At 68.1% G+C, this 20,372-nt stretch carries 22 protein-coding genes; 3 read left to right on the top strand and 19 right to left on the bottom strand.

The genetic code is table 11. From position 1 onward, the window contains the following. Positions 1-85: 85 nt before the first annotated feature. Together J2X21_RS20540 and J2X21_RS20545 are read left to right on the top strand one after the other, a co-directional pair. Positions 86-2,272, top strand: coding sequence for a TonB-dependent receptor (locus tag J2X21_RS20540; protein WP_310331689.1), 2,187 nt, complete (start codon positions 86-88; stop codon positions 2,270-2,272). Then, positions 2,259-3,800, top strand: a complete 1,542-nt coding sequence (locus J2X21_RS20545) for a PepSY domain-containing protein (RefSeq protein WP_310331690.1) — start codon at positions 2,259-2,261, stop codon at positions 3,798-3,800. Before J2X21_RS20540 ends, J2X21_RS20545 begins: the two co-directional genes overlap by 14 nt. Here J2X21_RS20545 and fliR read toward each other — a convergent pair. The 13 genes from fliR to fliF form a co-directional block, all read right to left on the bottom strand. Continuing rightward, on the bottom strand, positions 3,793-4,557 hold the full coding sequence (fliR, locus tag J2X21_RS20550) for a flagellar biosynthetic protein FliR (RefSeq protein WP_310331692.1): 765 nt from the start codon (positions 4,555-4,557) through the stop codon (positions 3,793-3,795). The genes J2X21_RS20545 and fliR overlap by 8 nt on opposite strands. A gap of 9 nt (positions 4,558-4,566) precedes the next feature. Beyond that, positions 4,567-4,836 (bottom strand): flagellar biosynthesis protein FliQ, encoded by a 270-nt coding sequence (gene fliQ / locus J2X21_RS20555; RefSeq protein WP_310331693.1) that lies wholly within the window; start codon positions 4,834-4,836, stop codon positions 4,567-4,569. Position 4,837: 1 nt separating this feature from the next. After that, positions 4,838-5,584, bottom strand: a complete 747-nt coding sequence (gene fliP, locus J2X21_RS20560; protein ID WP_310331694.1) for a flagellar type III secretion system pore protein FliP — start codon at positions 5,582-5,584, stop codon at positions 4,838-4,840. After that, the gene (locus J2X21_RS20565; protein ID WP_310331696.1) at positions 5,577-5,897 is read right to left on the bottom strand and encodes a FliO/MopB family protein; all 321 of its coding nucleotides are present in this window, start codon (positions 5,895-5,897) and stop codon (positions 5,577-5,579) included. Before J2X21_RS20565 ends, fliP begins: the two co-directional genes overlap by 8 nt. Before the next feature lie 84 nt (positions 5,898-5,981). Beyond that, entirely contained in the window at positions 5,982-6,428 is a 447-nt protein-coding gene (fliN, locus tag J2X21_RS20570; RefSeq protein WP_310331698.1) for a flagellar motor switch protein FliN, read from the bottom strand. Continuing rightward, positions 6,418-7,422 carry a flagellar motor switch protein FliM gene (gene fliM / locus J2X21_RS20575; protein ID WP_310331700.1) on the bottom strand — a complete coding sequence of 335 codons (1,005 nt, stop codon included), beginning with the start codon at positions 7,420-7,422 and terminating at the stop codon, positions 6,418-6,420. The genes fliN and fliM overlap by 11 nt, the downstream gene beginning before the upstream one ends. A gap of 6 nt (positions 7,423-7,428) precedes the next feature. After that, the gene (locus tag J2X21_RS20580; RefSeq protein WP_310331702.1) at positions 7,429-8,025 is read right to left on the bottom strand and encodes a flagellar basal body-associated FliL family protein; all 597 of its coding nucleotides are present in this window, start codon (positions 8,023-8,025) and stop codon (positions 7,429-7,431) included. Positions 8,026-8,148: 123 nt separating this feature from the next. Next, complete coding sequence (locus J2X21_RS20585) at positions 8,149-9,351, bottom strand: flagellar hook-length control protein FliK (RefSeq protein ID WP_310331704.1); 1,203 nt, start codon at positions 9,349-9,351, stop codon at positions 8,149-8,151. 16 nt (positions 9,352-9,367) lie between these two features. Continuing rightward, the gene (fliJ, locus tag J2X21_RS20590) at positions 9,368-9,814 is read right to left on the bottom strand and encodes a flagellar export protein FliJ (protein WP_310331705.1); all 447 of its coding nucleotides are present in this window, start codon (positions 9,812-9,814) and stop codon (positions 9,368-9,370) included. Positions 9,815-9,885: 71 nt separating this feature from the next. Further along, the gene (gene fliI / locus J2X21_RS20595) at positions 9,886-11,316 is read right to left on the bottom strand and encodes a flagellar protein export ATPase FliI (RefSeq protein WP_310331707.1); all 1,431 of its coding nucleotides are present in this window, start codon (positions 11,314-11,316) and stop codon (positions 9,886-9,888) included. Continuing rightward, positions 11,303-12,091, bottom strand: a complete 789-nt coding sequence (locus J2X21_RS20600) for a FliH/SctL family protein (RefSeq protein WP_310331709.1) — start codon at positions 12,089-12,091, stop codon at positions 11,303-11,305. Before J2X21_RS20600 ends, fliI begins: the two co-directional genes overlap by 14 nt. A gap of 9 nt (positions 12,092-12,100) precedes the next feature. Further along, a complete protein-coding gene (fliG, locus tag J2X21_RS20605) occupies positions 12,101-13,096 on the bottom strand; it encodes a flagellar motor switch protein FliG (RefSeq protein WP_310331711.1) in 996 nt (331 codons plus the stop codon). Between the two features lie 116 nt (positions 13,097-13,212). After that, a complete protein-coding gene (gene fliF, locus J2X21_RS20610) occupies positions 13,213-14,907 on the bottom strand; it encodes a flagellar basal-body MS-ring/collar protein FliF (RefSeq protein WP_310331713.1) in 1,695 nt (564 codons plus the stop codon). A gap of 146 nt (positions 14,908-15,053) precedes the next feature. On the opposite strand from fliF, the gene fliE reads away from it, so the two are divergent. Further along, positions 15,054-15,380: a flagellar hook-basal body complex protein FliE gene (fliE, locus tag J2X21_RS20615; RefSeq protein WP_310331715.1), complete on the top strand. Its 327-nt coding sequence runs from the start codon at positions 15,054-15,056 to the stop codon at positions 15,378-15,380. Between the two features lie 16 nt (positions 15,381-15,396). On the opposite strand, the gene J2X21_RS20620 is transcribed toward fliE, so the two are convergent. The 6 genes from J2X21_RS20620 to J2X21_RS20645 all read right to left on the bottom strand — a co-directional run bounded on the left by J2X21_RS20620 (position 15,397) and on the right by J2X21_RS20645 (position 20,220). Then, positions 15,397-15,972, bottom strand: coding sequence for a pilus assembly FimT family protein (locus J2X21_RS20620; protein ID WP_310331717.1), 576 nt, complete (start codon positions 15,970-15,972; stop codon positions 15,397-15,399). After that, positions 15,969-16,700 (bottom strand): flagellar brake protein, encoded by a 732-nt coding sequence (locus tag J2X21_RS20625; protein WP_310331719.1) that lies wholly within the window; start codon positions 16,698-16,700, stop codon positions 15,969-15,971. The genes J2X21_RS20620 and J2X21_RS20625 overlap by 4 nt, the downstream gene beginning before the upstream one ends. Before the next feature lie 172 nt (positions 16,701-16,872). Further along, positions 16,873-17,172: a flagellar protein FliT gene (locus tag J2X21_RS20630; RefSeq protein ID WP_310331721.1), complete on the bottom strand. Its 300-nt coding sequence runs from the start codon at positions 17,170-17,172 to the stop codon at positions 16,873-16,875. 35 nt (positions 17,173-17,207) lie between these two features. Beyond that, positions 17,208-17,642: a flagellar export chaperone FliS gene (gene fliS / locus J2X21_RS20635; protein WP_310331723.1), complete on the bottom strand. Its 435-nt coding sequence runs from the start codon at positions 17,640-17,642 to the stop codon at positions 17,208-17,210. A 195-nt stretch (positions 17,643-17,837) separates the two neighbouring features. Next, positions 17,838-19,271, bottom strand: coding sequence for a flagellar filament capping protein FliD (fliD, locus tag J2X21_RS20640; RefSeq protein WP_310331724.1), 1,434 nt, complete (start codon positions 19,269-19,271; stop codon positions 17,838-17,840). 82 nt (positions 19,272-19,353) lie between these two features. Continuing rightward, positions 19,354-20,220, bottom strand: a complete 867-nt coding sequence (locus J2X21_RS20645; protein ID WP_310331726.1) for a flagellin N-terminal helical domain-containing protein — start codon at positions 20,218-20,220, stop codon at positions 19,354-19,356. Positions 20,221-20,372 lie beyond the last annotated feature (152 nt).

Below are 20,372 nucleotides of genomic sequence, written 5' to 3' on the forward strand. Positions count from 1 at the left end.
CGCGTGGCGTCGCCCGTGCTCGCTCCATCCATCGGTTTCCTTCCTGAACACGCCTGCGGGGACGCAGGCCGATGGAGAGCACCGAATGAACCGTCCGAGCCGTGGAACGCCCACACCCCTGATCAGCCGTCCGCGCGCCACCCATGTGGCGCTGGCCTGCGCGCTGATGTCGACCACGCTGCCCGCGCTGGCGCAGACCGAACCCGCCGCCAGCGACACCAGCGCCAACGGCAGCACGCTGCCCTCGGTCCGGGTCAGCGGCAAGGCCGAAGCCCAGCGCTCGCTGGCCAAGCCCACCACGGCGAGCCGCCTGGGCCTGAGTGCGCTGGAGACGCCCGCCAGCATCGAGGTGCTCAGCGGCGACACCGTCCGCGAGCGCGGCGACACCACGGTGCTGGAGGCCGCCAGCCGCGCCACCGGCATCGCTATGTCCGGATCGCCCGGCAACGGCGGCACCGGCATGAGCGCCCGCGGTTTCAACGGGCATGGCTCGGTGATGCAGCTGTTCGACGGCACGCGGCTGTATGTCGGCGCGGGCACCATCACCTTTCCTTTCGACCCGTGGTCGACCGAGCGCATCGAGGTGCTGCGCGGCGCGGCGTCGGTCATCTACGGCGAGGGCGCCATCGGCGGTGCCATCAACCTCGTGCCCAAGAAGCCGACGCGCGGGCCTATCCAGAGCGAGATCCGCGTCGCCATCGGTTCCGACAACGCCCGCCAGCTGGCCATCGGCAGCGGCGGCGCCATCGATGAGCGCTGGTCCTACCGCGTCGACATCAGCCACCGCGCCACCGACGGCTTCATGCCGCGCGGCGACGCCGAGAGCCTGGCCATGGGCGGCGCGCTGCGTCTGGACGTGTCGCCGACGCTGAGCTTCACGCTGTCGCGCGACGAAGGCCACCAGCAGCCGCAGCGCTACTTCGGCGTTCCTCTGATCGACGGCAAGCTGGACGACCGCAACAAGCACCAGAACTACAACGTCGACGACGCCGTCCTCAAGTATCGCGACCGCTGGACCCGCCTGGATGCGCAATGGACGCCCCGCGAGAGCGTTCAGCTGCGCAACCAGCTCTACCACCTGGACAGCCGTCGCCACTGGCGCAACGCCGAGAACTACAGCTGGGACGCCGCCTCCGGCCGCGTGCGCCAGAGCAGCTTCCTGGAGATCGGCCACCAGCAGGAACAGATCGGCAATCGCACCGACCTGCGCTTGAGCGGCGCGCTGGCCGGGATGCAGAACCAGCTCAGCATCGGCCTGGAGCTGAACCACACGCGCTTCACGCACATCAACGATTCGCCTTATTTCAGCGGCACCGTGGCCGTCGACCCGTTTGCGCCCGTTGTCGGGCAATACCGCAGTGCCTATGCCTACACGCCACGCTACCGCGCCAAGGCCGAGACGCAGGCGCTGTTCATCGAGGACCGGTTGACCGTCAACGAGCACTGGTCCGTTGTGGCCGGGTTGCGCCATGACCACGCCCGCCTCGCGCGCACCGACCTCGTCACGGCCTCCAGCAGCTTCGGCAAGGCCTTCGACTACACCAGCGGCCGCCTGGGCCTGGTGTTTGCGCCGAGCGCGTCGCAATCGGCGTATGTGCAGATCGGCCGCGCGGTCGATCCGCTGGGCGCGCTGCTGACCACGTCCGCCGCGCAGCAGCAGTTCGATCTCACCACCGGGCGCCAGATCGAGCTGGGCTACAAGCAGCTGCTGGGCGAGCGGCGCGGCGCGTGGTCGGTGGCGGCCTACCGCATCGAGAAGAACAAGATCCTGTCGCGCGATCCCCTCAATCCCAATGTGCAGCAGCAGATCGGCCAGCAGTCGTCCGAGGGCCTGGAAGCGACGCTGGAACTGGCGCTGACCGACACGCTGAGGCTGGAGGCCAATGCGGCGCGGCTGCGGGCCCGGTTCGACGACTTCCAGGAGATCGTCGGCGGCTCGCTGGTCTCGCGCAACGGCAACACGCCGACCGGTGTGCCCGAGACGACCGCGAATGTCTGGCTGCGGTGGAACTTCCTGCCCGCGTGGACGGCCGCCGCTGGCGCGCGTCATATCGGCCCGCGCCAGGTGGACACGGCCAACACCCGGCAGATCACGTCGTACACGGTGGCCGACGCGACGCTGGCGTGGCAGGCGATGCCCGACCTGCGCCTGAACCTGCAGGTGTTCAACCTGTTCAACCGCGACTACGCGCTGTCCACGTCCAACAGCGGCAACCAGTGGCTGCTGGGACGCCCGCGTGGCTTCGAGCTGGCCGCCCATGTACGGTTCTGACGCCTCAAGGATCACCGCCGCCGGCGGGCCCGTCCGGCTGATCCTGCGCAGCTGGCCTCCCGTGCGGCGCTGGCTGTACTGGACGCACCGCTGGCTGGGCGTCATCGGCTGCCTGATGTTCGTCATGTGGTTGCTGTCGGGCCTCGTGATGATGTACGTGGGCTATCCGTCGCTGACCGCGGCGGAGCGCCTGGCCGGCCTGGCGCCACTGCGCACCGGGCAGGCGCGCCTCAGCGCTGCCGACGCGCTGGCGCGGCTGCCGCCTGAAGTACGCGAGCAGGCGCCGCGCCGCATCGTGCTGGAGATGCTGGCTGACGGCGCCGGCGGCACCGCCATACCGGTCTGGCGCATCCTTGACGCCAAGGGCCGCGCGCATGCCTGGTCCGCCGTGGATGGCCAGCCGCTGCGCGCCTTCGGCGCCGAGCAGGCGCTGTGGATCGCGCGCTCGTTCACCGGCCAATCAGGCGGCCATGTCGCGGAGACCTTGCAGCGCGACCAGTGGACCGTGCCGCAAGGCCTGGACCTGCTGCGCCCGCTGCACCGCGTGGAAATGGGTGATGCGGCCGGCACGGAGCTGTACGTCTCTTCCGTCAGCGGCGAGGTCGTGCGCGACACCACGCGCCACGAGCGGGTGTGGAACTGGCTGGGCGCCGTGCCGCACTGGATCTACTTCACGCCGTTGCGGGCCGATGCTCCGCTGTGGCGCGACGTGGTGATCTGGGTCAGCGGCATCTGCATCGTGTCGGCCGTCACCGGCCTGGTGATCGGCGTGATGCGCCTGCGGCTGCGCGAGCGCTATCGCAACGGGCGGCGCACGCCGTACAGCGGGTGGATGCGCTGGCATCACGTCGCCGGGCTGGTGGGTGGGGTGTTCGTGCTGACCTGGGTGGTCAGCGGTTGGTTGTCGATGGACCCCAACCGCTGGTTCCAGCGTGCCGCGCCGGACTCCGCCGGGCTCGCCCGCTGGCACGGCCCGCTCGATGCCGCCGCGCTGAAGCTTGCCGCGCTGCAGGCACCGATGCCGGACGCGCGCGAGCTGGAGCTGCTGAGCTTCGACGGCCGGCTGCTGCTGCAGTGGCGCGACGGCGCTGGCGTGTCGCGCGTCGTTGACGCGGCCACGGGCGCGCCGCTGCAACTGGGCGAGGCCGACATCCGTGCGGCGGCGGGCCGCATGAAGCCGGGCGACGCGATCACCGGCCTGCAATGGCTGCAGCAGGAGGACGCCCACTGGTACAGCCATCACAACCGTCGCGTCACGCCGGTGTGGCGCGTGAGCTTCGCTGACGCGGCCGGCACCTGGCTGCACGTGGACCCGGCCAGCGGCCGCATCCTGGGCACCAGCACAGCCACCTCGCGCGTGCGCCGCTGGCTGTTCAACGCGCCGCACAGCTTCGACTTCCCGTGGCTGATCCGGCATCGGCCCGCTTGGGACGGCGTGATGTGGGTGCTGTCGGCCGTGGGCCTGGTCGTTTCGGTCAGCGGCGTGGTGCTGGGGTGGCGGCGGCTGAGGAAAGGCCGGCCTAGCTGAACGCGGCCAGCAGGCGCTCCAATGCCACCGTGAACGGCGTCTGCATCAGCGGCAGCGTGGCCACCATGCCGATCAGCCCCACGCTGACCGTCAGTGGGAAGCCCACCGAGAACACGCCGATCTGCGGCGCCACGCGCGAGATCACGCCCAGCACGAGGTTGACGAACATCAGCATCGTGATCAGCGGCAGCGCGATCCACAGGCCGATGCTGAAGATCTCGGCGCCCCAGCGTTGAGGTTGCACCGCGCGCAGGAAGGCGAAGGGCTCGTCGCCCACCGGGAAGGCGTGGAAGCTCTGAACCAGCGCGTTGATCAACAGCAGGTGGCCGTTGATCGCGATGAAGAGAAACGCCACCATGCTGCCGAAGAAGCGCGCGCTGGCCGTGCCCTGAGCGCCGGTGCTGGGGTCGAAGAAGCCGGCGAAGTTCAGGCCCATCTGCAGGCCGATGATTTCACCGGCGAACTCCAGCGCGGCGAACACGATGCGCACGGCGAAGCCCATGGACAGGCCGATCAGCAGCTGCTGCGCGACCAGCAGCGTCAGCGCGGGCACGGAGTCCAGCGGTGTGATGGGCATCTCCGGCAGCGAGGGCTGGGCGGCCACCGAGATGAACAGTGCCAGGCCGATGCGCAGCCGCAGCGGCACGTTGCGCTGGCTGAACGTGGGCATGCCAGCGAACAGCGCCAGCGTGCGGATGAAGGGCCACAGCAGCGGGTTCAGCCACGCCAGCAACTGGGCTTCGGTGACGCTGAACATCGACTCGCTCTAGCCCACCACAGACGGAATCGTCATCAGCGTGCGCTGGATGTACTCGACCAGCTCCGTCATCATCCACGGCCCCGCGATGGCCAGCGTCAGGATGGCCGCGACGACCTTGGGCACGAAGGACAGCGTCGCCTCGTTGATCTGCGTGGCCGCCTGGATCACGCTGATGACCACGCCGACCAGCAGCACCACGATGAGGATGGGCGCGGCCACCAGCATCAGCATGTACAGGCCTTGCTGGCCGAAGGTGAAAACCTGTTGAGCATCCATGTCAGGTGGCGAAGCTAGCGGCCAGAGAGCCGAGTAGGAGGTTCCATCCATCCGCGAGGACGAATAGCATCAGCTTGAAGGGCAGGGCTACGAGCACGGGTGACAGCATCATCATGCCCAGGCTCATCAGCACGCTGGCCACGATCATGTCGATGACCAGGAAGGGGATGAAGATCAGGAAGGCGATCTGGAAGGCGCTCTTCAGCTCGCTGGTGATGAAGGCGGGCACCAGCACCTTGAAGGGCACGTCCTCGGGCTTGATGCTGGCGTCCAGCTTAGCCAGGCGCGAGAACAGCGCGACGTCGGCCTGGCGGGTCTGCTTCAGCATGAAGCCGCGCATCGGCACCTCGGCGCGCTTCAGCGCCTCGTCGAACTGGATCTGGCCCGCGCTGTAGGGCTGCCAGGCGTCGGCATAGACCTTGTCCAGCGTGGGGCTCATGACGAAGAAGGTCAGGAACAGGCTGAGGCCGATGATGACCTGGTTGGGCGGCGCGGCCTGCGTGCCCAGTGCCTGGCGCGTCAGGCTCAGCACGATGGCGATGCGCGTGAAGGCGGTCATCATCAGGATGACGGCCGGCAGGAAGCCCAGCGCCGTGAAGAACAGCAGCGTCTGGATGGGCACGGAGTAGCTGCTGCCACCGGCGCCCTGGCCGACCAGCAACGGCAGCGTGGCGGGCGGCGTCTGTGCCTGCTGGGCGAGCGCGCTGCTGGCGGCGAGCAGCAGCAGGAGGCCGATGGCCTTACGCATTGCCGCGCTCCTTGTGCAACAGCTTGGCGAACGTAGCCGGCGCGACCGGCTCGGCCTGCGGCGGCATCACGTGCAGCGTGGAGATGTTCTGTGCGGTGGCGCCCAGCACCAGCCAGCGGCGGTCCTCACCCTGGCCCACTTCGACGACCAGGATGCGCTGGTTGGGCGCCATCGGCAACTGCGCGACGACGCGCAGCACGCCGGCCGCAGCCGCGCCGCCCATGGGTGTGCGCTTCAGCAGCCACAGCGCGACCGGGATCAGCGCGACGATGCCGAGAAACCAGAGAAAGGGGAGCAGGCCGGAAGCATTCATGCCTCGGCATTCTGCGGACGGACTTGAGCCGTCAAATCCCTCAAATGGCAGCGCAAAGCTGCCCTTGTTCGGGGACTGGAAAGGTCAGGCGGCCTTCGACAGGCGGCGCATGCGCTCCGACGGCGTGACGATGTCGGTCAGGCGGATACCGAACTTGTCGTTCACCACCACCACCTCGCCCTGCGCGATCAGGTAGCCGTTGACCAGCACGTCCATGGGCTCGCCGGCCAGCGCGTCCAGCTCGACGACGGAGCCCTGGGCCAGTTGCAGGATGTTCTTGATCGGGATGCGGGTACGGCCCAGTTCCACGGTCAGCTGGACGGGGATGTCCAGGATCATGTTGATGTCGCCCGCCGGCCCGCCCGCCGTCGTGGGCGAGAAGTTGGCGAAGCTGGGCGTTGACACCTGCTCGGGCACCTCGGTGACCTCGGAGGCGGCCGGGGAGGGCGAGGGGGCAGCCTCGGCAAGCGCGGCGGCCCATTCGGCCGCCATTGCGTCCTGTTCTTCTTGGCTGGGTGTGTCAGGCGTCATGTTTGGCTCCCAGCCAGCTCTCTTGAGAGCCGGTCAGCATCTTGTCGATCTTGAGGGCGTACTTGCCGTTGGACGTGCCGTAGTGGCATTCGAAGACGGGCACGCCGTCTACCTTGGTCTGGATCAAGGGTTCGAGGTCCAGCTCGATGAAGTCGCCGGGCTTGAAGGCCAGCAACTGCTCCACGGTGGCGGGCGCGGTGCCCAGTTCCGCGACCAGCTCCACCTCGGCGTCCTGGATCTGCCGCTTCATCAGGTTGATCCAGCGGCGGTCGGGCTCGGAAGAGTCGCCCACCGTTGTGGAGTACAGCACGTCGCGGATGGGTTCCAGCGTCGAGTACGGGATGCAGAAGTAGATGGTGCCGCTGGTTTCGCCGATCTCCAGCGTGAACGACGTGGACACGACGATCTCGCTGGGCGTGGCGATGTTGGCGAACTGGGGCTGCATCTCCGAGCGCTGGTATTCCAGTTCCAGCGGATAGATGCCCTTCCAGGCCTTGTGGTACTCGGTCAGGATGACTTCGACGATGCGCGTGATGACGCGCTGCTCGGTGGGTGAGAAGTCGCGGCCCTCGATGCGCGCGTGGAACTTGCCGATGCCGCCGAACAGCGAGTCGATGACGGCGAACACCAGTGTCGGGTCGCAGACGATGAGCCCGCTGCCGCGCAGCGGTTTCACCGACACGATGTTGAAGTTGGTCGGGACGACGATCTCGCGCAGGAAGGCGCTGTACTTCTGCACCTTGATGCCACCAATGGCGACTTCCGGGCTCTTGCGGATGAAGTTGAACAGGCCCACGCGGATGTTGCGCGCGAACCGCTCGTTGATGATCTCCATCGTGGGCATGCGCCCACGGACGATGCGTTCCTGGCTCGCGAGGTTGTACTCGCGTATGCCGCCGACCTGCTCCTCTTCCTGCTCGAGCTTCTGGCTCTCGCCGGTGATGCCCTGGAGCAGTGCATCGACTTCGTCTTGCGAAAGAATCTGCTGATTCATTGCGCGTTACTGCACGATGAAGTTGGAGAAGTGGACGTGGGTGACCGGGCTCTCGACCTGCACCTTCTTTTTCTTCTTTTTCTTCTTGGGCGCGTCGGCCGGCGGGTCTTCCTCGTCCTCGTCGTCAAGCTCGATGCCCATGGGGCGCACCGACTCGCGGATGATCTCCTTGGCCAGCTTTTCCTTGCCCTCGCGGCTCAGCAGGTCGGCGGCGGTCTTGTGCGCCAGCACCATCAACACGTTGCTGCGGATGGCCGGCATGTAGGCCTTGATCTGTTCAGCGAACTTGGGGTCGTCCACCTCCAGCGTGACGCCCACCTGCGCGAAGCGGTCCACGTCCTTGTCGGCCAGGTTGACCGTGAAAGGGTCCAGCGGCACGAAGCTGGGCGGCTTGTCGCTCTTGGGCTTGGCCTTGGCCTTGGGGGCCACCTCGGCGTGCTCCGCGCCGTCCTCGCCGTCCTCGGCGGGCTTTTTCTTCAGCAACAGCACGGCGGCGCCGCCGCCCACGAGCACCAGCACCAGCACGGCAGCCAGGATCATGACCAGCTTCTTCTTGCCGCCGCCCTGGGGCGCGGCCGCTTCGGCAGCAGGCGCAGTCGCCATGAAAACTCCTTAAGGTCCAGCCCCCGACACGCGGTGGGCCCATCTGCGCCTGATTATTGACCCAGGCCCCCGCCGGGATGCGCGGATTAGCTTGAGCGGGGCGTGGCTATTTCCGCTTCAGCTTCAGGCAAATGTGTCGAGCAGGCCCACGCTGCGGCGGACTGGGGCGGAGCTGGCCGCCGGCTCGCCAACCTGGCCACCTGGCGTGCCGCGTCCATCACCGCTGGCATTCGCGTTACCCGGTTGGCCGTCACCGTGACCGTTGTCACGCGCACTCTGCTGGAACACGCCACCGCCCGACAAGGTCAGACCCTGGCCTTGCAGCGCCGCTGCGAGGTCGGGCAGGCATTGCTCCAGCACCTGGCGGGTCTCGGCCTGCGCGGCCTGGAAGGAAACCTGCGCCTGGCTGCCGTCCACGACGATCTCCACCGTCACCGGCCCCATCTCGGCTGGGTTGAGCTGCAGCTCGGCGCGCTGCACGCCGTCAACGGCCATCAGGCTCACGCGAGTCCCCATCTCGGGCGCAAAGGCGGGGCTGTTCAACGGGGCCTGGACGGCGGCCTGCGGCACAGGGGCGGGCTGCGCGTCGGCACGCACCACGGGGGCGGGGAGCGACTGCGCCAGCATGTTGGCGAAGCTGGGCGCCGTGGCTTCCTGCCGGGCTGCCGTCGCGCTGACCGGTGTTTCGGCCGCCTTCTGCAGCGATTCGGTGCTGGCCACCTGCGGCGCCGCGCGGGGCGCCGGCTTGCTGTCGGCGCGCGTGTCCACGGCCGGGCGTGAGCTGTCGGCCGTTTCGACGCTGCGTCCTGTATCGCCCAGCGCGAGGCGCCGGCCGTCGGTGCGCTCGCGCGCGGCGTCATCGGCATTGGCGGGGAGCGCGGAGGCTGCCGCGTCCGTGGTCACGGGTGCCGGCGTGGGCAGCGTCGGCGCGGGCGTCAGGCCGATGAGTTGCGTGAACTCGGCCAGTTCCGGCGTGTCGGCATCGGGATCTTCATCGGTGGCGGCCTTCACGTCGGCGGCCGGGCGCGTGTCGATCTTGTCGGTCGGCGCGGCGGTCTTGGCGCTGGCCTCGGGCGCGCGCTGCGGGGCGGCCAGGCGGGGCTGGCCGTTGCGGCGGTTTGCGGCGGTGTTGCGCGTGGCGATGTCGCCTTCGTCTACGCCCTCGGAGGTCGTCGCGGCATCATCACCCTCGGTGGAAGGTGGCGGCGCGGACTGGTCCGTGAGGAATTGCGCAAAGCTGGGGCCGGTAGCGGGCGTGGCCGGGGCGGGCATGGCCGCCGGCGGCATGGCGGGCTTGGACGGCAGGTTCTGGGCGCTGCTGATCATGTCGGCGCTCCCAGGCTCAGGCGTGCGCCATGCGGCGCAGGTGGGCACGGGCCGCGAACTCGTCGGCGGCACGCTGCTCGCGGCGCTCGTTGGCGCGCTGGGCTTCCGCCTCGCGGCGCTTGATCAGCTGGCGCAGCGCGGCCACGCGCAGTTCGGCCTGGCGCAGGGCGTCGCGGGCACGGTCCTGGCGCTGGTCGGCATGGCGGGCCACATGGCCTTGCGTGTCGACGGCCTGGTCCAGGCGCTGGCCGAAGTTCTGGTAGCAGCCGACGATGCTCATCGTCGTGCCGCTGGCGAATTGCTGGGTCCAGCGCTGCTGGTATTCCTGGCGGTAACCGGCCAGTTCACCATGCTGGTGGCGCGCGGCGTCGGCCTGGGCGCTGGCGGCATGCAGCGCCTGGGCCGCAGCGTCTCGCTCGGCTTCGGCTCGTTCGAGCAACAGGCTCAGGGTGGATGCACTCATTCACTACTCCAGCGCGGCGCCGGGCCGGATGGCCGGGCGCACAGTCGATATCGGCGACCGGCGCTTGAACTTCAAGCGCCCTGGACGACGGCCTGCAACTGATTGACGCTGGCGTGAAGAAGTGCCGGGCTGTGCATGTCCTGCTGCAGCAGCCGCGTCATGTCGGCATGCAGGCGGACGGCCAGGTCCAGCTCGGGGTCGCTGCCCGGGGCATAGGCGCCAAGCTGGATCAGGTCGCGGGCCTTGTTGTATTTCGCCAGAAGTTGGCGAAACCGACGCGCGGAATCGACCTGGTTTTGGGGTGCAACACTGGTCATCACCCGGGAGATGGAGCGCTCGATGTCGATGGCCGGGTAGTGGCCGGCCTCGGCCAGGTCGCGCGACAGCACGATGTGGCCGTCCAGGATGCCGCGTGCCGCGTCGGCGATCGGGTCTTGCGGATCGTCCCCTTCGGTCAGCACCGTGTAGAAGGCCGTGATGGAGCCCTCGCCCGGCAGGCCGTTGCCGCTGCGCTCCACCAGCTGCGGCAGCTTGGCGAAGCATGACGGCGGATAGCCTTTGGTGGCCGGTGGCTCGCCGATGGCGAGTGCGATCTCGCGCTGCGCCATCGCGTAGCGGGTCAGCGAGTCCATCAGCAGCAGCACGTGGCGGCCCTGGTCGCGGAAGAATTCCGCGATCGCCGTGGCGTAGTGCGCGCCCTGCATGCGCATCAGCGGCGGCGCGTCGGCCGGTGCGGCGACGACGACGCTGCGCTTGAGGCCCTGCTCGCCGAGGATGTCCTCGATGAATTCCTTGACTTCGCGGCCGCGCTCGCCAATCAGGCCCACGACGATGACGTCGGCCTGGGTGTAGCGCGCCATCATGCCCAGCAGCACCGATTTGCCGACGCCGGTGCCCGCGAACAGGCCCAGGCGCTGGCCGCGGCCCACGGTCAGCAGCGCGTTGATCGCACGCACGCCGGTGTCCAGCGGCGTGCGCACCGGGTCGCGGTCCATCGCGTTGATGGGGCGGCGCACCATGGGTTCGTTGTGGATGCCGCCCAGCTCGCCGCCGCGGTCCAGCGGATGGCCGTGCGAATCCACCACGCGGCCCAGCAGGCCGTCGCCCATGGGCAGGTGCAGCCCACGGTCCTCGCCGCGGCGCCAGGGGTGCAGCGGCTGGCCCAGCTGCGGCGCCAGCGGCGGCAGATGGCGCGGCACGACGGTGGCGCCGCTGGACAGGCCCTGCACCTCGTCGGTGGGCATCAGGTAGGCGCGGTCGCCCGAGAAGCCGACGACCTCGGCGTTCACCGGCGCCGCGCCGCGGCGTGGATTGCTGCCGCTGCTGGGCATCTGGATGCGGCACACCGAGCCCAGCGGCACCTTGATGCCGGTGGCCTCCAGCACCAGGCCGGCCACGCGCACCAGCTTGCCCTGCGACTCCAGCGGCGTGGGATTGCCGGCCAGCGTTTCCAGGTCGGACAGGTAGCGCTGCCAGCGCTCGCTGCGTTCAGAGAGATTCATCGTCACTACCGCGGCGGTCTTCCCAGATCGCCGGCTGGCCGATCGCCGAGACGGCTTGCTGCCAGCGCGTGGCGATCGTCGCGTCGACGCTGGCGATGTCGGCGTCGACCTTCACGCCGCCGCGGGCCACGTCTGGATCGGGGATGAGCTGGGCTTCGCGGGCCTGCATCTCGGTGCCGGCGCCTTCCCGCACCAGCGGGTAGTCGTCGGGGTGCACGCGCACGCGCACATGGCGGGCCGACAGCTGCAGCGCCTCGACGGCGTCGTGCGCCACGCGGGCGATCAGCTCGGGGCGCTGTTCCAGCTCGCTGCGCACCACCTGGCGCGCCAGCTCCACCGCGATGCGGGCCACCGTCTGGGCCATGTCGCCTTCCAGCGCCTGCATCTCGGCATCGAAGTTCTTCACCAGCTGGCCGACCTGCGCGCTGACCTGCTGCGCGAAGCTGTGCTTGAACGCGTCCAGCGCGGCCATGCCGTCGCGGTAGCCGTCCTGATAACCGCCTTGTCGAGCGGCGTGCAGCTGTTCCTGCAGATCGGGCTCGGGCGGCGGGGGCGGCTCGGCGGCGGTTGCTGCCGTGGCGGGAGGCTGGGCGGCGGGCGTGCCGGGGCGCATGGGCGCAAACGGCGAGGCCGGCGTGTCGCCCAGGTGGTCCAGGCTCCAGGCCTTGGCGCCCTGGACTTCCTCACCGGGGATGAAGCGCGCATAGCTGCCGCGCCGCTCGCCTTCGCGGCGGTCGGGCGGGGGAACTTGGCGGGGCGGTTGTCGCGTGACCATGCCGCGACCTTAAACGAACTGGTCGTCGCCGCCGCCGGCCAGAACGATCTGGCCTTCGTCGACGAGGCGGCGCACGATCTTGAGCATTTCCTTCTGCTCGGCCTCGACCTCGGACAGCCGCACCGGGCCGCGCGTCTCCAGGTCCTCGCGCAGCGTCTCGGCCGCGCGGGTGGACATGTTGCGGAAGATCTTCTCGCGCAGCTCGGCGCTGGCGCCCTTGAGCGCGACGATGAGGCTCTCGCTCTGCACTTCCTTGAGCACGGCCTGGATGCCCTTGTCGTCGATCTTGTTCACGTCGTCGAACGTGAACATGTTGTCCATGATCTTCTGGGCCAGGTCGGCGTCGGCTTCGCGGATGTAGTCCAGCGCCGAGGCTTCGACGCTGGAGCCCATCATGTTGATGATTTCGGCCGCCGTCTTGGCGCCGCCCAGCGAGCTCTTCTTCATGCGCTCGCCGCCGGCCAGGATCTGGCTCATGACCTCGTTCAGGTCCTTCAGCGCGGTCGGCTGGATGCCGTCCAGCGTCGCGATGCGGATCAGCACCTCGTTGCGGCCCCGCTCGGTGAACAGCTTCAGCACCGAGCTGGTCTGATCGAAGTCCAGGTGGGCCAGGATGGCCGCAATGATCTGCGGGTGTTCGTTGCGCAGCAACTCGGCCACGGAGGCCGCGTCCATCCACTTGAGGCTTTCGATGGAGGACACGTCACTGCCTTGCAGGATGCGGTCCAGCAGCAGGTTGGCCTTGTCCTCGCCCAGCGCCTTGCGCAGCACGGCGCGCACGTACTCGTCGGTGTCGGTGACCAGCGTGCTGTGCGTCTCGGCGACCGAGTCGAACTTCTCCAGCACCTCCTCGACCTGGGCGCGCTTGATGACCTTGAGCTTGGCAATGGTTTCGCCCAGCGCCTGCACTTCCTTGGGCGACAGGTGCTTGAAGACCTCGCTGGCCTCTTCTTCGCCCAGCGACATCAACAGGATTGCGGCGTTTTCGGTGCCTTTGTCGTCCATCGTCAAACCTCAATAGCTGAGGCGTAGTGTCTTCCCAAGCGGCTGCCACGGAACTGGCTTTGCCAGGCCGTCGGCAGCGCCCCCTTGAGGGGGCTCGCGAAGCGAGTAGGGGGTGGTCATGCGGTTTGTCCGCCCATCCAGTCGCGCACGATGTTGGCGACGGCCACCGGATTGTCGCGCGCCAGCGCGCGGGCGCGGTCAAGCTTCTCGTTGTGTAGCGGAGCCTCCAGCTTGGGCATGCCGTCGGAGCCGAGCATCAGGTCAGGGTCGTCGACCAGCTCGTCCACCGTCTCGGGCTTGTCTTCCGGTGGCAGCGGTGCGGCGGCCTTGATGGCGGGGCGGATCATGCCGAACACGGCGATGAGCGCGATGGCGACGAAGGCCAGCGGCACGATGGCGCTGCGGGCGATGTCCAGCAGCCAGGGTTGCTTCCAGATCGGCACGTCGGTGGGTTCGGTCTTGTCCAGCACGAAGGGGGCGCTGATGACCTTGACCGAATCGCCGCGCTCGGCGTTGAAGCCCATGGCTTCCTTGACGAGGTCGGTCAGCCGCGTGATCTCCTCGGCGGACACCGGCTGCTGCGTGGTCTTGCCCTTGGCGTCGGTCACCGAGCGATGGTTGACCACGATGGCCGCGTTCAGCCGCTTCACATTGCCCACCGCGCCGCGCGTCACGCGCACGGTCTTGTCCAGCTCGTAGTTGGTGGTCTGTTCCTTGCGGCTGCTGTTGGTGCCGCCGGCGCCCTGTGTGGGTTGCAGCGGAGCGCTGGCGCCGTTGATGGGGGCGGTGGCCTGGGCCGGCGGCTGGTTGGTCGCGGCGCCCGGCACGCCGGTGGGCGGCGTCGGATTGCTGTTGTTGGACTCGCTGGTCTGGTTTGACCGCACCGCGGCCTGGGTGTTGGCGCCCTGGTTGGGGCGGTACTCCTCGGCGGTGGCCTCGGTCTGCGAGAAGTCCACGTCGGCCGTGACGGTGGAGCGCAGGTTGTCGCGGCCCACCACCGGTTCCAGCAGTTCGAAGATGCGCTTGTTGTAGCCCGCCTCGACCTGCTGCTTGTATTGCAGCTGCTGGCTGTCCAGGCCGGTGGCCGGGTCGGCGCCGCTCTGCGACAGCAGCGCGCCGGTCTGGTCCATCACGCTGACGGCCTTGGGATGCAACTCGGGCACTGCGTTGGAGACCAGGTGCACGATGCCGGCGACCTGGTTGCGGTCCAGCGTGCGGCCGCCGCGCAGCGTCAGCACGACGCTGGCGCTGGGCTTCTGCTGCTCGCGGAAGAAGCCGTTCTGCTGCGGGATGGCCAGGTGCACGCGCGCATCGGCCACGTCGGACATCGCGGTGATGGTGCGGGTCAATTCACCTTCAAGTGCACGCTGGAAGTTCAGGCGTTCGTTGAACTGCGTCTGGCCGATGGAGGACTTGTCCATCAGCTCGAAGCCCACCGTGTTGCCGTTGCCGCCCTTGGGCAGGCCTTGCGCGGCCAGCTTCATGCGCACTTCGTAGACCTGGCCGGCCGGCACGAGGATGGTGCCGCCGCCCTCGTGCTTGTAGGGCACCTGCAGCGCCGACAGCGCGTTGATGACGGCGCCGCCGTCCTTGTCGGACAGGCCGCTGTACAGCGGGCGGTAGTCGCCCTGCGACGACCACAGCGTGATGGCCAGCACCGCGCCGGCCAGCGCCAGCAGGCCGGCGCCCATGGTCAGCTTGCTGCGCATCGGCAGGCCGCTCAGGCGCTGCACGAAGTTGGGCGGCGCGGTGTCGGCCGGGGTGATCATCACCGGGGCGGCAGCAGCGGGGGCGCTCAGGGCGTTGTCCATCGGGTGGGCGGATACAGCGGGGGCCGGGAATCCGGCGATGGCGCAAATTATTCGTGCCAGGCCCCTCAAGAAAGCGCCGAAGTGGCCGACTGCACCCGCGCATCTCGTCGCTTCGCGCCCGTGACTTGCTGACAAAGTTCCGGCCCATGGACATGAAGCTGCGCCCCTTCGACTTTGCCCAGGCCGCCGCCCGCGCGGGCCTGGGGGTCAATGGCCAGCCCCTGTCCGTCAAGCCTACCGCGCCGTCGGGCGCCAGCTTCGGCGATGCGATGACGCAGGCGCTGAAGAGCGTCAGCGCCCAGCAGCAGGAGGTGTCGAAGATGCAGCGTGAGCTGCAGCTGGACAACCCCACCGTCAGCCTCGAAGAGACCATGGTGGCCATGCAGAAGGCCCAGATCGGCTTCCAGGCGACGCTGCAGGTGCGCAACCGCCTGGTGTCGGCCTACTCCGAAATCATGAACATGCAGATCTGAGCGCGGTGCGCCAGGTTCAGCAAGAGCCTTTGCGTGCGTCGCTGCCGCATATGGATGGCCGGCCCAGCGGATTCAAGTCGATGTAGAGCTGCTGGTTGCGGTCGTTGGAGATGCCGATGCGTGCCCAGCCCAGCGCGCGGCCCAGGCCGGCCTCGAAGATGACGCCCTGGCCGGACTGCAGCAGCGTGCCCTTGTGGTGGATGGCAGAGATACCACCCAGCTCGCAGCGCGGCATGCCGGTGGCGCAATTGCAGGGTGCCTGCCGGCTGGCGCCCCAGCACCACTGCGGGCCGCTCTGGAAGCTGACGTGCACGTTGCGCCCCTCGTCCACCGCCAGCGTGCGGGCACGGCGCAGGTCCAGTTCCAGCAACTCGGCCACGTGGCGCAGCTTCTGGCGGGCGATGTAGCTGTTGTAGCTCGGGATGGCCGCGGACAGCAGGATGGCCAGCACGGCGATGGTGATGACGGCCTCGAGCAGCGTGAAGCCTCGCCCCTCGACGCGCGGGTACGCGCGTCGGTCCCCTGAGGGGGCGCGGGCCGGCTTGGGAGCGGCCCGGCGCTCGGCCCGGTCCCGCGACGGGATGCGGCTCATGTGTCCAGCTTCAGCAGCCGACGGCGCTTTTGCGTCTGGTCCACGTAGACCTGCAGTGCGCGGGCGGCGTTGGCTTCCAGGTCGACGAAGGAGCAGCCCAGCTGCTGGGTGCCGCCAGCGTCGCCGGCAATCGGGCTGACATGGTGGGGCAGCAGCGTCACGCGCAGCGCGGTGATGCGGTCCAGCTCCAACGTCAGGTCCTTGGCGATCTCGCCGGTGGGCAGCGGTGTGGCGTCGGCCGGCAAGGCCAGCGCCAGGCCACCAATGCTGATGTCCAGCACGCGCAGCGCGCGGCCGAACTCCTGGTGACCCGGCAGCAGCACGCGCGGGTAGATGCTGCCCGCGGGCTGCACGCGGAAGGCCTGGCGACGCTGGAAGCGGTACAGCCGTTCGGGCAGGCTGCTGCGCAGCACGGCGCCCTGTTCGCCGCTCACGAGCACCGCGTCGTCGAGTTCGAACTGCAGCTTGATGGCGCCGAGGTAGGCCACGGCGGTGATCTCACCGCTGGCCACCAGCGCCTGGCTGATGCCTTCGGGGTCGGCGCCGATGTCCAGCCCCAGCACGTCGGCATCGGCGTCCAGCGTCGTGATGCGGCTGGACAGGCCCTGGCCCGGCGGCGCGCTCAGCAGCACAGTGGCTTCCGCGCGCTGGAGTTGCAGCAGATAGGCCGCAATCTCGGCAGGCGCGGTGACGCGGAATTCCTCGGAGACGGGTTCAGGGGCGCTCATGTCGCGATGGTAGTCGCGCGAAGGGTCTTGTGTTTGCGGGCCGAGCGCCGGCCCGCTCCCAAGCCGGCCCGCCAGGGCGATGTTCATGCGGCTCAATGCCGCGTGCATCGCCGTCCCCTCGGGGGACCGGCTGGGCTCGCCGGCGTTCAGCCTGGCGAGACCGGACGAGGGGTCAATGGACCATCCGGCTGCTGCCCTTCAGCACGTGATTGAGGTCCTCCAGCCACGGCTCGGCCAGGTGGCGGATCTCGGCGTCGTTCAGCAGGATGCGCTGCATGATGCGCGTCTTCAGCTGCGACTCGCCGGGTGCCAGCTGGTTCTGGTTGGCGGCGGCCTTGAGCTGCGATATCAGCAGCACACAGGCGCCTTCGAGCTTGACGACCTCGTCCCAGTTGCCGGTACGGGCAGCGGTGAGCATGTCGGCGCTGGCTTGCTCGATGGCTTCGTAGTAGTTCAGCAGTTCGGAGTTCATTGCAGGGATACCGGAATGGGGTCGGAGGGCGAGGCTCAGGCGGCGCGGGCGGCGGGAGCGCCTTGCGCGGCGGGCGACTGGCCGATGGCATTCCACGCCTCGCGCACGGGGCCCAGCAGGCGCTGGCATTCCTCGATGGCGTCGAGATCGCCCTTCAGGTTGGCCTGAGTCAGGCGCATGCAGACATAGCCGTACAGCTCGCGCAGGTCCACGGCGAGCTGGCCGGCCGACATGTCCAAGCCGGCGCGCAGGCCCTCGTCCAGGATGCGTACCGCGCGCGTCAGCGCCCGGCCTTTCAGCTCGACGTTGCCGGCATGGATGGCCTGTGTGGCCTGGGCCATCGCGTCGAAGATGCCGTCGAACAGCATCGCGACGAGGCGGTGCGGGCTGGCGCCCTGCACGTCCGTCTCAAGGCCGACTTTGGCGTACATCGAGGCGCGCTGGTTGCGGGCTGCGAAGGGGGAGGACATGTTGCCGTACATGGGTGTCGGGGGAGGCGTCGTCGTGTTGACTGTTTTTCGGCCTCCGGCACGCCGACTTGAGCTGCTCTTCCTGAGAACTTGCCTGGAACTTTGCGCTTGTTCCGGCAATGCGGCAACTCAAGAAAAACGGCGACCTGGAGGTCGCCGTTCTTGATTCAGGGTCGCAGCACGCGCTGCCGAGCCTCACTTGTTCAGGTTCAGGTTCGCAAGTTGCTGCGTGATGTAGTTGGACAGGCCGTTGAGCTGCGCCATCTGCGTGTCCAGCGCCGTGTAGCGGGCGCGCAGGCGTTTCTCGGTCAGCGCGACACGGTCTTCCATCTGGTCCATGCGCTTGTTGTTGCTGTCGATCTGCTTTTGCAGGCCGGCCTGCTTGCTGCTGACGCGGCCTTCGGTGCTCAGCGCGCCGTCGACGTAGCTGCGGATGCGCTGTGCGAAGCCGCTGTTGGCGCTGTCAGTGCTGTCCAGTCCCATGAACAGCTTCTTCAGGCTGTCCAGGTCGGACAGGGCCGTCGTGAGCTTGGTGTCCGAGGTTGTCAGGTTGCCATCGGTGCCGGGCTCCAGGCCGATCTGGGCCAGGCGGCCAATGCTGCCGGCGAACGTGGTGGTGCCGCCGATGATGGAGCGCAGCTGGGCTTGCAGGCCGATCGCGGTGGAGTCGCCTTGCAGCGCGCCGGCGGTCTTGCTGCCGGCGTCGTATTTGGTCTGCTCGCGCAGCAGCGAGTTCACGGCGTTATAGGCGGCCGTGAAGTCGGTGATGAGCTTCTTGATCGAGTCCTTGTCCTGCGTCACCGCGATGCTCGCGGGCACCGTGGTGGTGTTCAGCAGCGTGATGTTCAGGCCGTCGATGGCCTGCTTCAGCGTGTTGGACTCGGAGCTGACGTCGATGCCGTTGATCAGCGCGCGGGCGTTCTGGGCCGGCAGCGTCTGGATCAGCGAGGTGACGCCGACGCGCGGGTCGTAGGACAGGCTGGTCAGGCCGCCGGTTCCCTCGATGCGGAAGGCATTGGTTTCGCCGGTTTCAGTCGAACGCAGCGTCAGCCGGGCACCGGTGGAGTCGTTGACGATGGACGCGGTGACGCCGGCACCCGACGCGTTGATCGCATCGCGGATGCCGGCCAGCGTGTCCTGGCCGGCGCCGATGTTGATGGTGATCGGCGTGGCGCCCGCCTTGTCGGTGAAGCCGGTGTAGGTGGGCGGGTCGGCGCCGTCGGTGGCCCACTTGCCCAGCGTGATGGTCAGGCTGCCCTGGCCCACGGTGGTGGTGGAGCCGGCATAGGGCGTGCCGCTGACCAGCGTCTGGGACTGGGCCAGCTTGCTGACCGACACCGCCACGCTGCCAATGGCCGCGCCGCTGCCGGCGGAAACCGACACGGCCGTGGGGTTGTTGGACGTCGCCAGCGTGCCTGCCCAGGAACTGGGGTTGTTGAGTTTGGATGCGGCGTCGCGCAGCGTCGCCAGAGCGCTCTGAACCTTGCCAAAGACCGACAGTTCGGTCTTCAGGCCATCGGTTCGGGTGCTGAGCTGCGTGATGGGTGTACGTTCCGCAGCGACGAGCTTGCTCACCAGGTCCTCAACGTTGAGGCCGCTGCCTATGCCTGCGGAACTGATGGATGCCATGGCTGCTGAAAGTAAAAAGGCCGATATGCCAGAGCGATATCGGCCAGAGCTTGCCGGAACTTTAGGCCCCGGGGCAAATTTTTTAGCGTTGCAGCAGTGCCAGCACCTGCTGGGGCAGCTGATTCGCCTGGGCGACCATCGCATTGCCAGCCTGTTGCAGGATCTGTGCCCGGCTCATGTTGGAGGTTTCCTGGGCGAAATCGGCGTCCATGATGCGGCTACGGGCGGCCGCCTGGTTTTCGACGGCGACCTGCAGGTTGGAGATCACCGCGTCGAAACGTGATTGGATGGCGCCGTAGGTGGCCCGGGTGTTGTTGACGAAGTCCAGTGCCAGGTCGATGTTGTCGATCACCAGGCCCAGTGCCGTGAAGTCTGCCGTGGCGTCGATGCGCGCGAAGGAGCCGGTCGTGCCGTCGCCCACGATGGAGACCATGGTGGGCTCCGTCGTCAGGTTCACCGCATTGATGCCGATCGCGTCGTTGACCGTCGTGTTGGCGCCGATCTGGAAGGTCTGCGGCAGGCCTGTGGTGTCGGCCAGGATCGGCTTGCCGTTGAAGGTCGTGCCGTTGATGATCCGCCAGATTTCCGAGGCCAGCTGCTCGAATTCCTTGTTCAGCGAGTCCTTGTCGGAGTTGCTGTTCGTGGAGTTGCGGGCCTGGACCGTCAGTTCCCGCATGCGCTGCAGGTTCTCACCGAGCTTGCCGAGTGCGCCTTCGGCCGTCTGCGCCATCGAGATGCCGTCGTTGGCATTCCGGATGGCGACATTCATGCCGCGCACCTGAGTGTTCATGCGTTCCGCGATCGCGAGGCCGGCGGCGTCGTCCTTGGCCGAGTTCACCCGCAGGCCTGAAGACAGGCGCTGCATCGACGTCGCGAGCGACGACTGCGAAGCGTTCAGATTCCGCTGCGCGTTCAGCGAGACGATGTTGGTGTTGATGGTCTGGGGCATTTACGCACTCCTCGGGAATTCAGTCCGGATCGAATGAATCGCGATCCGATAGCCCGAATTCTGAAAGTGCGTGCCTGAACCAAAAGCCCGATCAAAGGGCCAAACCACGCCTATTCAAATCCTCCGCGGGACCGATGGCGAGGTGGTTGGCG

The sequence above is a fragment of the Roseateles asaccharophilus genome (assembly GCF_031458115.1).
GTDB lineage: Bacteria > Pseudomonadota > Gammaproteobacteria > Burkholderiales > Burkholderiaceae_C > Pelomonas > Pelomonas asaccharophilus_A.

Coding starts and splice junctions, on each gene's coding strand:
- J2X21_RS20565 (WP_310331696.1), bottom strand. CDS start 5,897: ATGAATGCTTCCGGCCTGCTCCCCTTTCTCTGGTTTCTCGGCATCGTC.
- J2X21_RS20645 (WP_310331726.1), bottom strand. CDS start 20,220: ATGCCCCAGACCATCAACACCAACATCGTCTCGCTGAACGCGCAGCGG.
- fliR (WP_310331692.1), bottom strand. CDS start 4,557: ATGTTCAGCGTCACCGAAGCCCAGTTGCTGGCGTGGCTGAACCCGCTG.
- J2X21_RS20585 (WP_310331704.1), bottom strand. CDS start 9,351: ATGATCAGCAGCGCCCAGAACCTGCCGTCCAAGCCCGCCATGCCGCCG.
- J2X21_RS20620 (WP_310331717.1), bottom strand. CDS start 15,972: ATGAGCCGCATCCCGTCGCGGGACCGGGCCGAGCGCCGGGCCGCTCCC.
- fliI (WP_310331707.1), bottom strand. CDS start 11,316: ATGAATCTCTCTGAACGCAGCGAGCGCTGGCAGCGCTACCTGTCCGAC.
- fliF (WP_310331713.1), bottom strand. CDS start 14,907: ATGGACAACGCCCTGAGCGCCCCCGCTGCTGCCGCCCCGGTGATGATC.
- fliP (WP_310331694.1), bottom strand. CDS start 5,584: ATGCGTAAGGCCATCGGCCTCCTGCTGCTGCTCGCCGCCAGCAGCGCG.
- fliE (WP_310331715.1), top strand. CDS start 15,054: ATGGACATGAAGCTGCGCCCCTTCGACTTTGCCCAGGCCGCCGCCCGC.
- J2X21_RS20545 (WP_310331690.1), top strand. CDS start 2,259: ATGTACGGTTCTGACGCCTCAAGGATCACCGCCGCCGGCGGGCCCGTC.
- fliM (WP_310331700.1), bottom strand. CDS start 7,422: ATGAATCAGCAGATTCTTTCGCAAGACGAAGTCGATGCACTGCTCCAG.
- fliG (WP_310331711.1), bottom strand. CDS start 13,096: ATGGACGACAAAGGCACCGAAAACGCCGCAATCCTGTTGATGTCGCTG.
- fliJ (WP_310331705.1), bottom strand. CDS start 9,814: ATGAGTGCATCCACCCTGAGCCTGTTGCTCGAACGAGCCGAAGCCGAG.
- fliN (WP_310331698.1), bottom strand. CDS start 6,428: ATGACGCCTGACACACCCAGCCAAGAAGAACAGGACGCAATGGCGGCC.
- fliD (WP_310331724.1), bottom strand. CDS start 19,271: ATGGCATCCATCAGTTCCGCAGGCATAGGCAGCGGCCTCAACGTTGAG.
- J2X21_RS20630 (WP_310331721.1), bottom strand. CDS start 17,172: ATGAACTCCGAACTGCTGAACTACTACGAAGCCATCGAGCAAGCCAGC.
- fliQ (WP_310331693.1), bottom strand. CDS start 4,836: ATGGATGCTCAACAGGTTTTCACCTTCGGCCAGCAAGGCCTGTACATG.
- fliS (WP_310331723.1), bottom strand. CDS start 17,642: ATGTCCTCCCCCTTCGCAGCCCGCAACCAGCGCGCCTCGATGTACGCC.
- J2X21_RS20580 (WP_310331702.1), bottom strand. CDS start 8,025: ATGGCGACTGCGCCTGCTGCCGAAGCGGCCGCGCCCCAGGGCGGCGGC.
- J2X21_RS20600 (WP_310331709.1), bottom strand. CDS start 12,091: ATGGTCACGCGACAACCGCCCCGCCAAGTTCCCCCGCCCGACCGCCGC.
- J2X21_RS20625 (WP_310331719.1), bottom strand. CDS start 16,700: ATGAGCGCCCCTGAACCCGTCTCCGAGGAATTCCGCGTCACCGCGCCT.
- J2X21_RS20540 (WP_310331689.1), top strand. CDS start 86: ATGAACCGTCCGAGCCGTGGAACGCCCACACCCCTGATCAGCCGTCCG.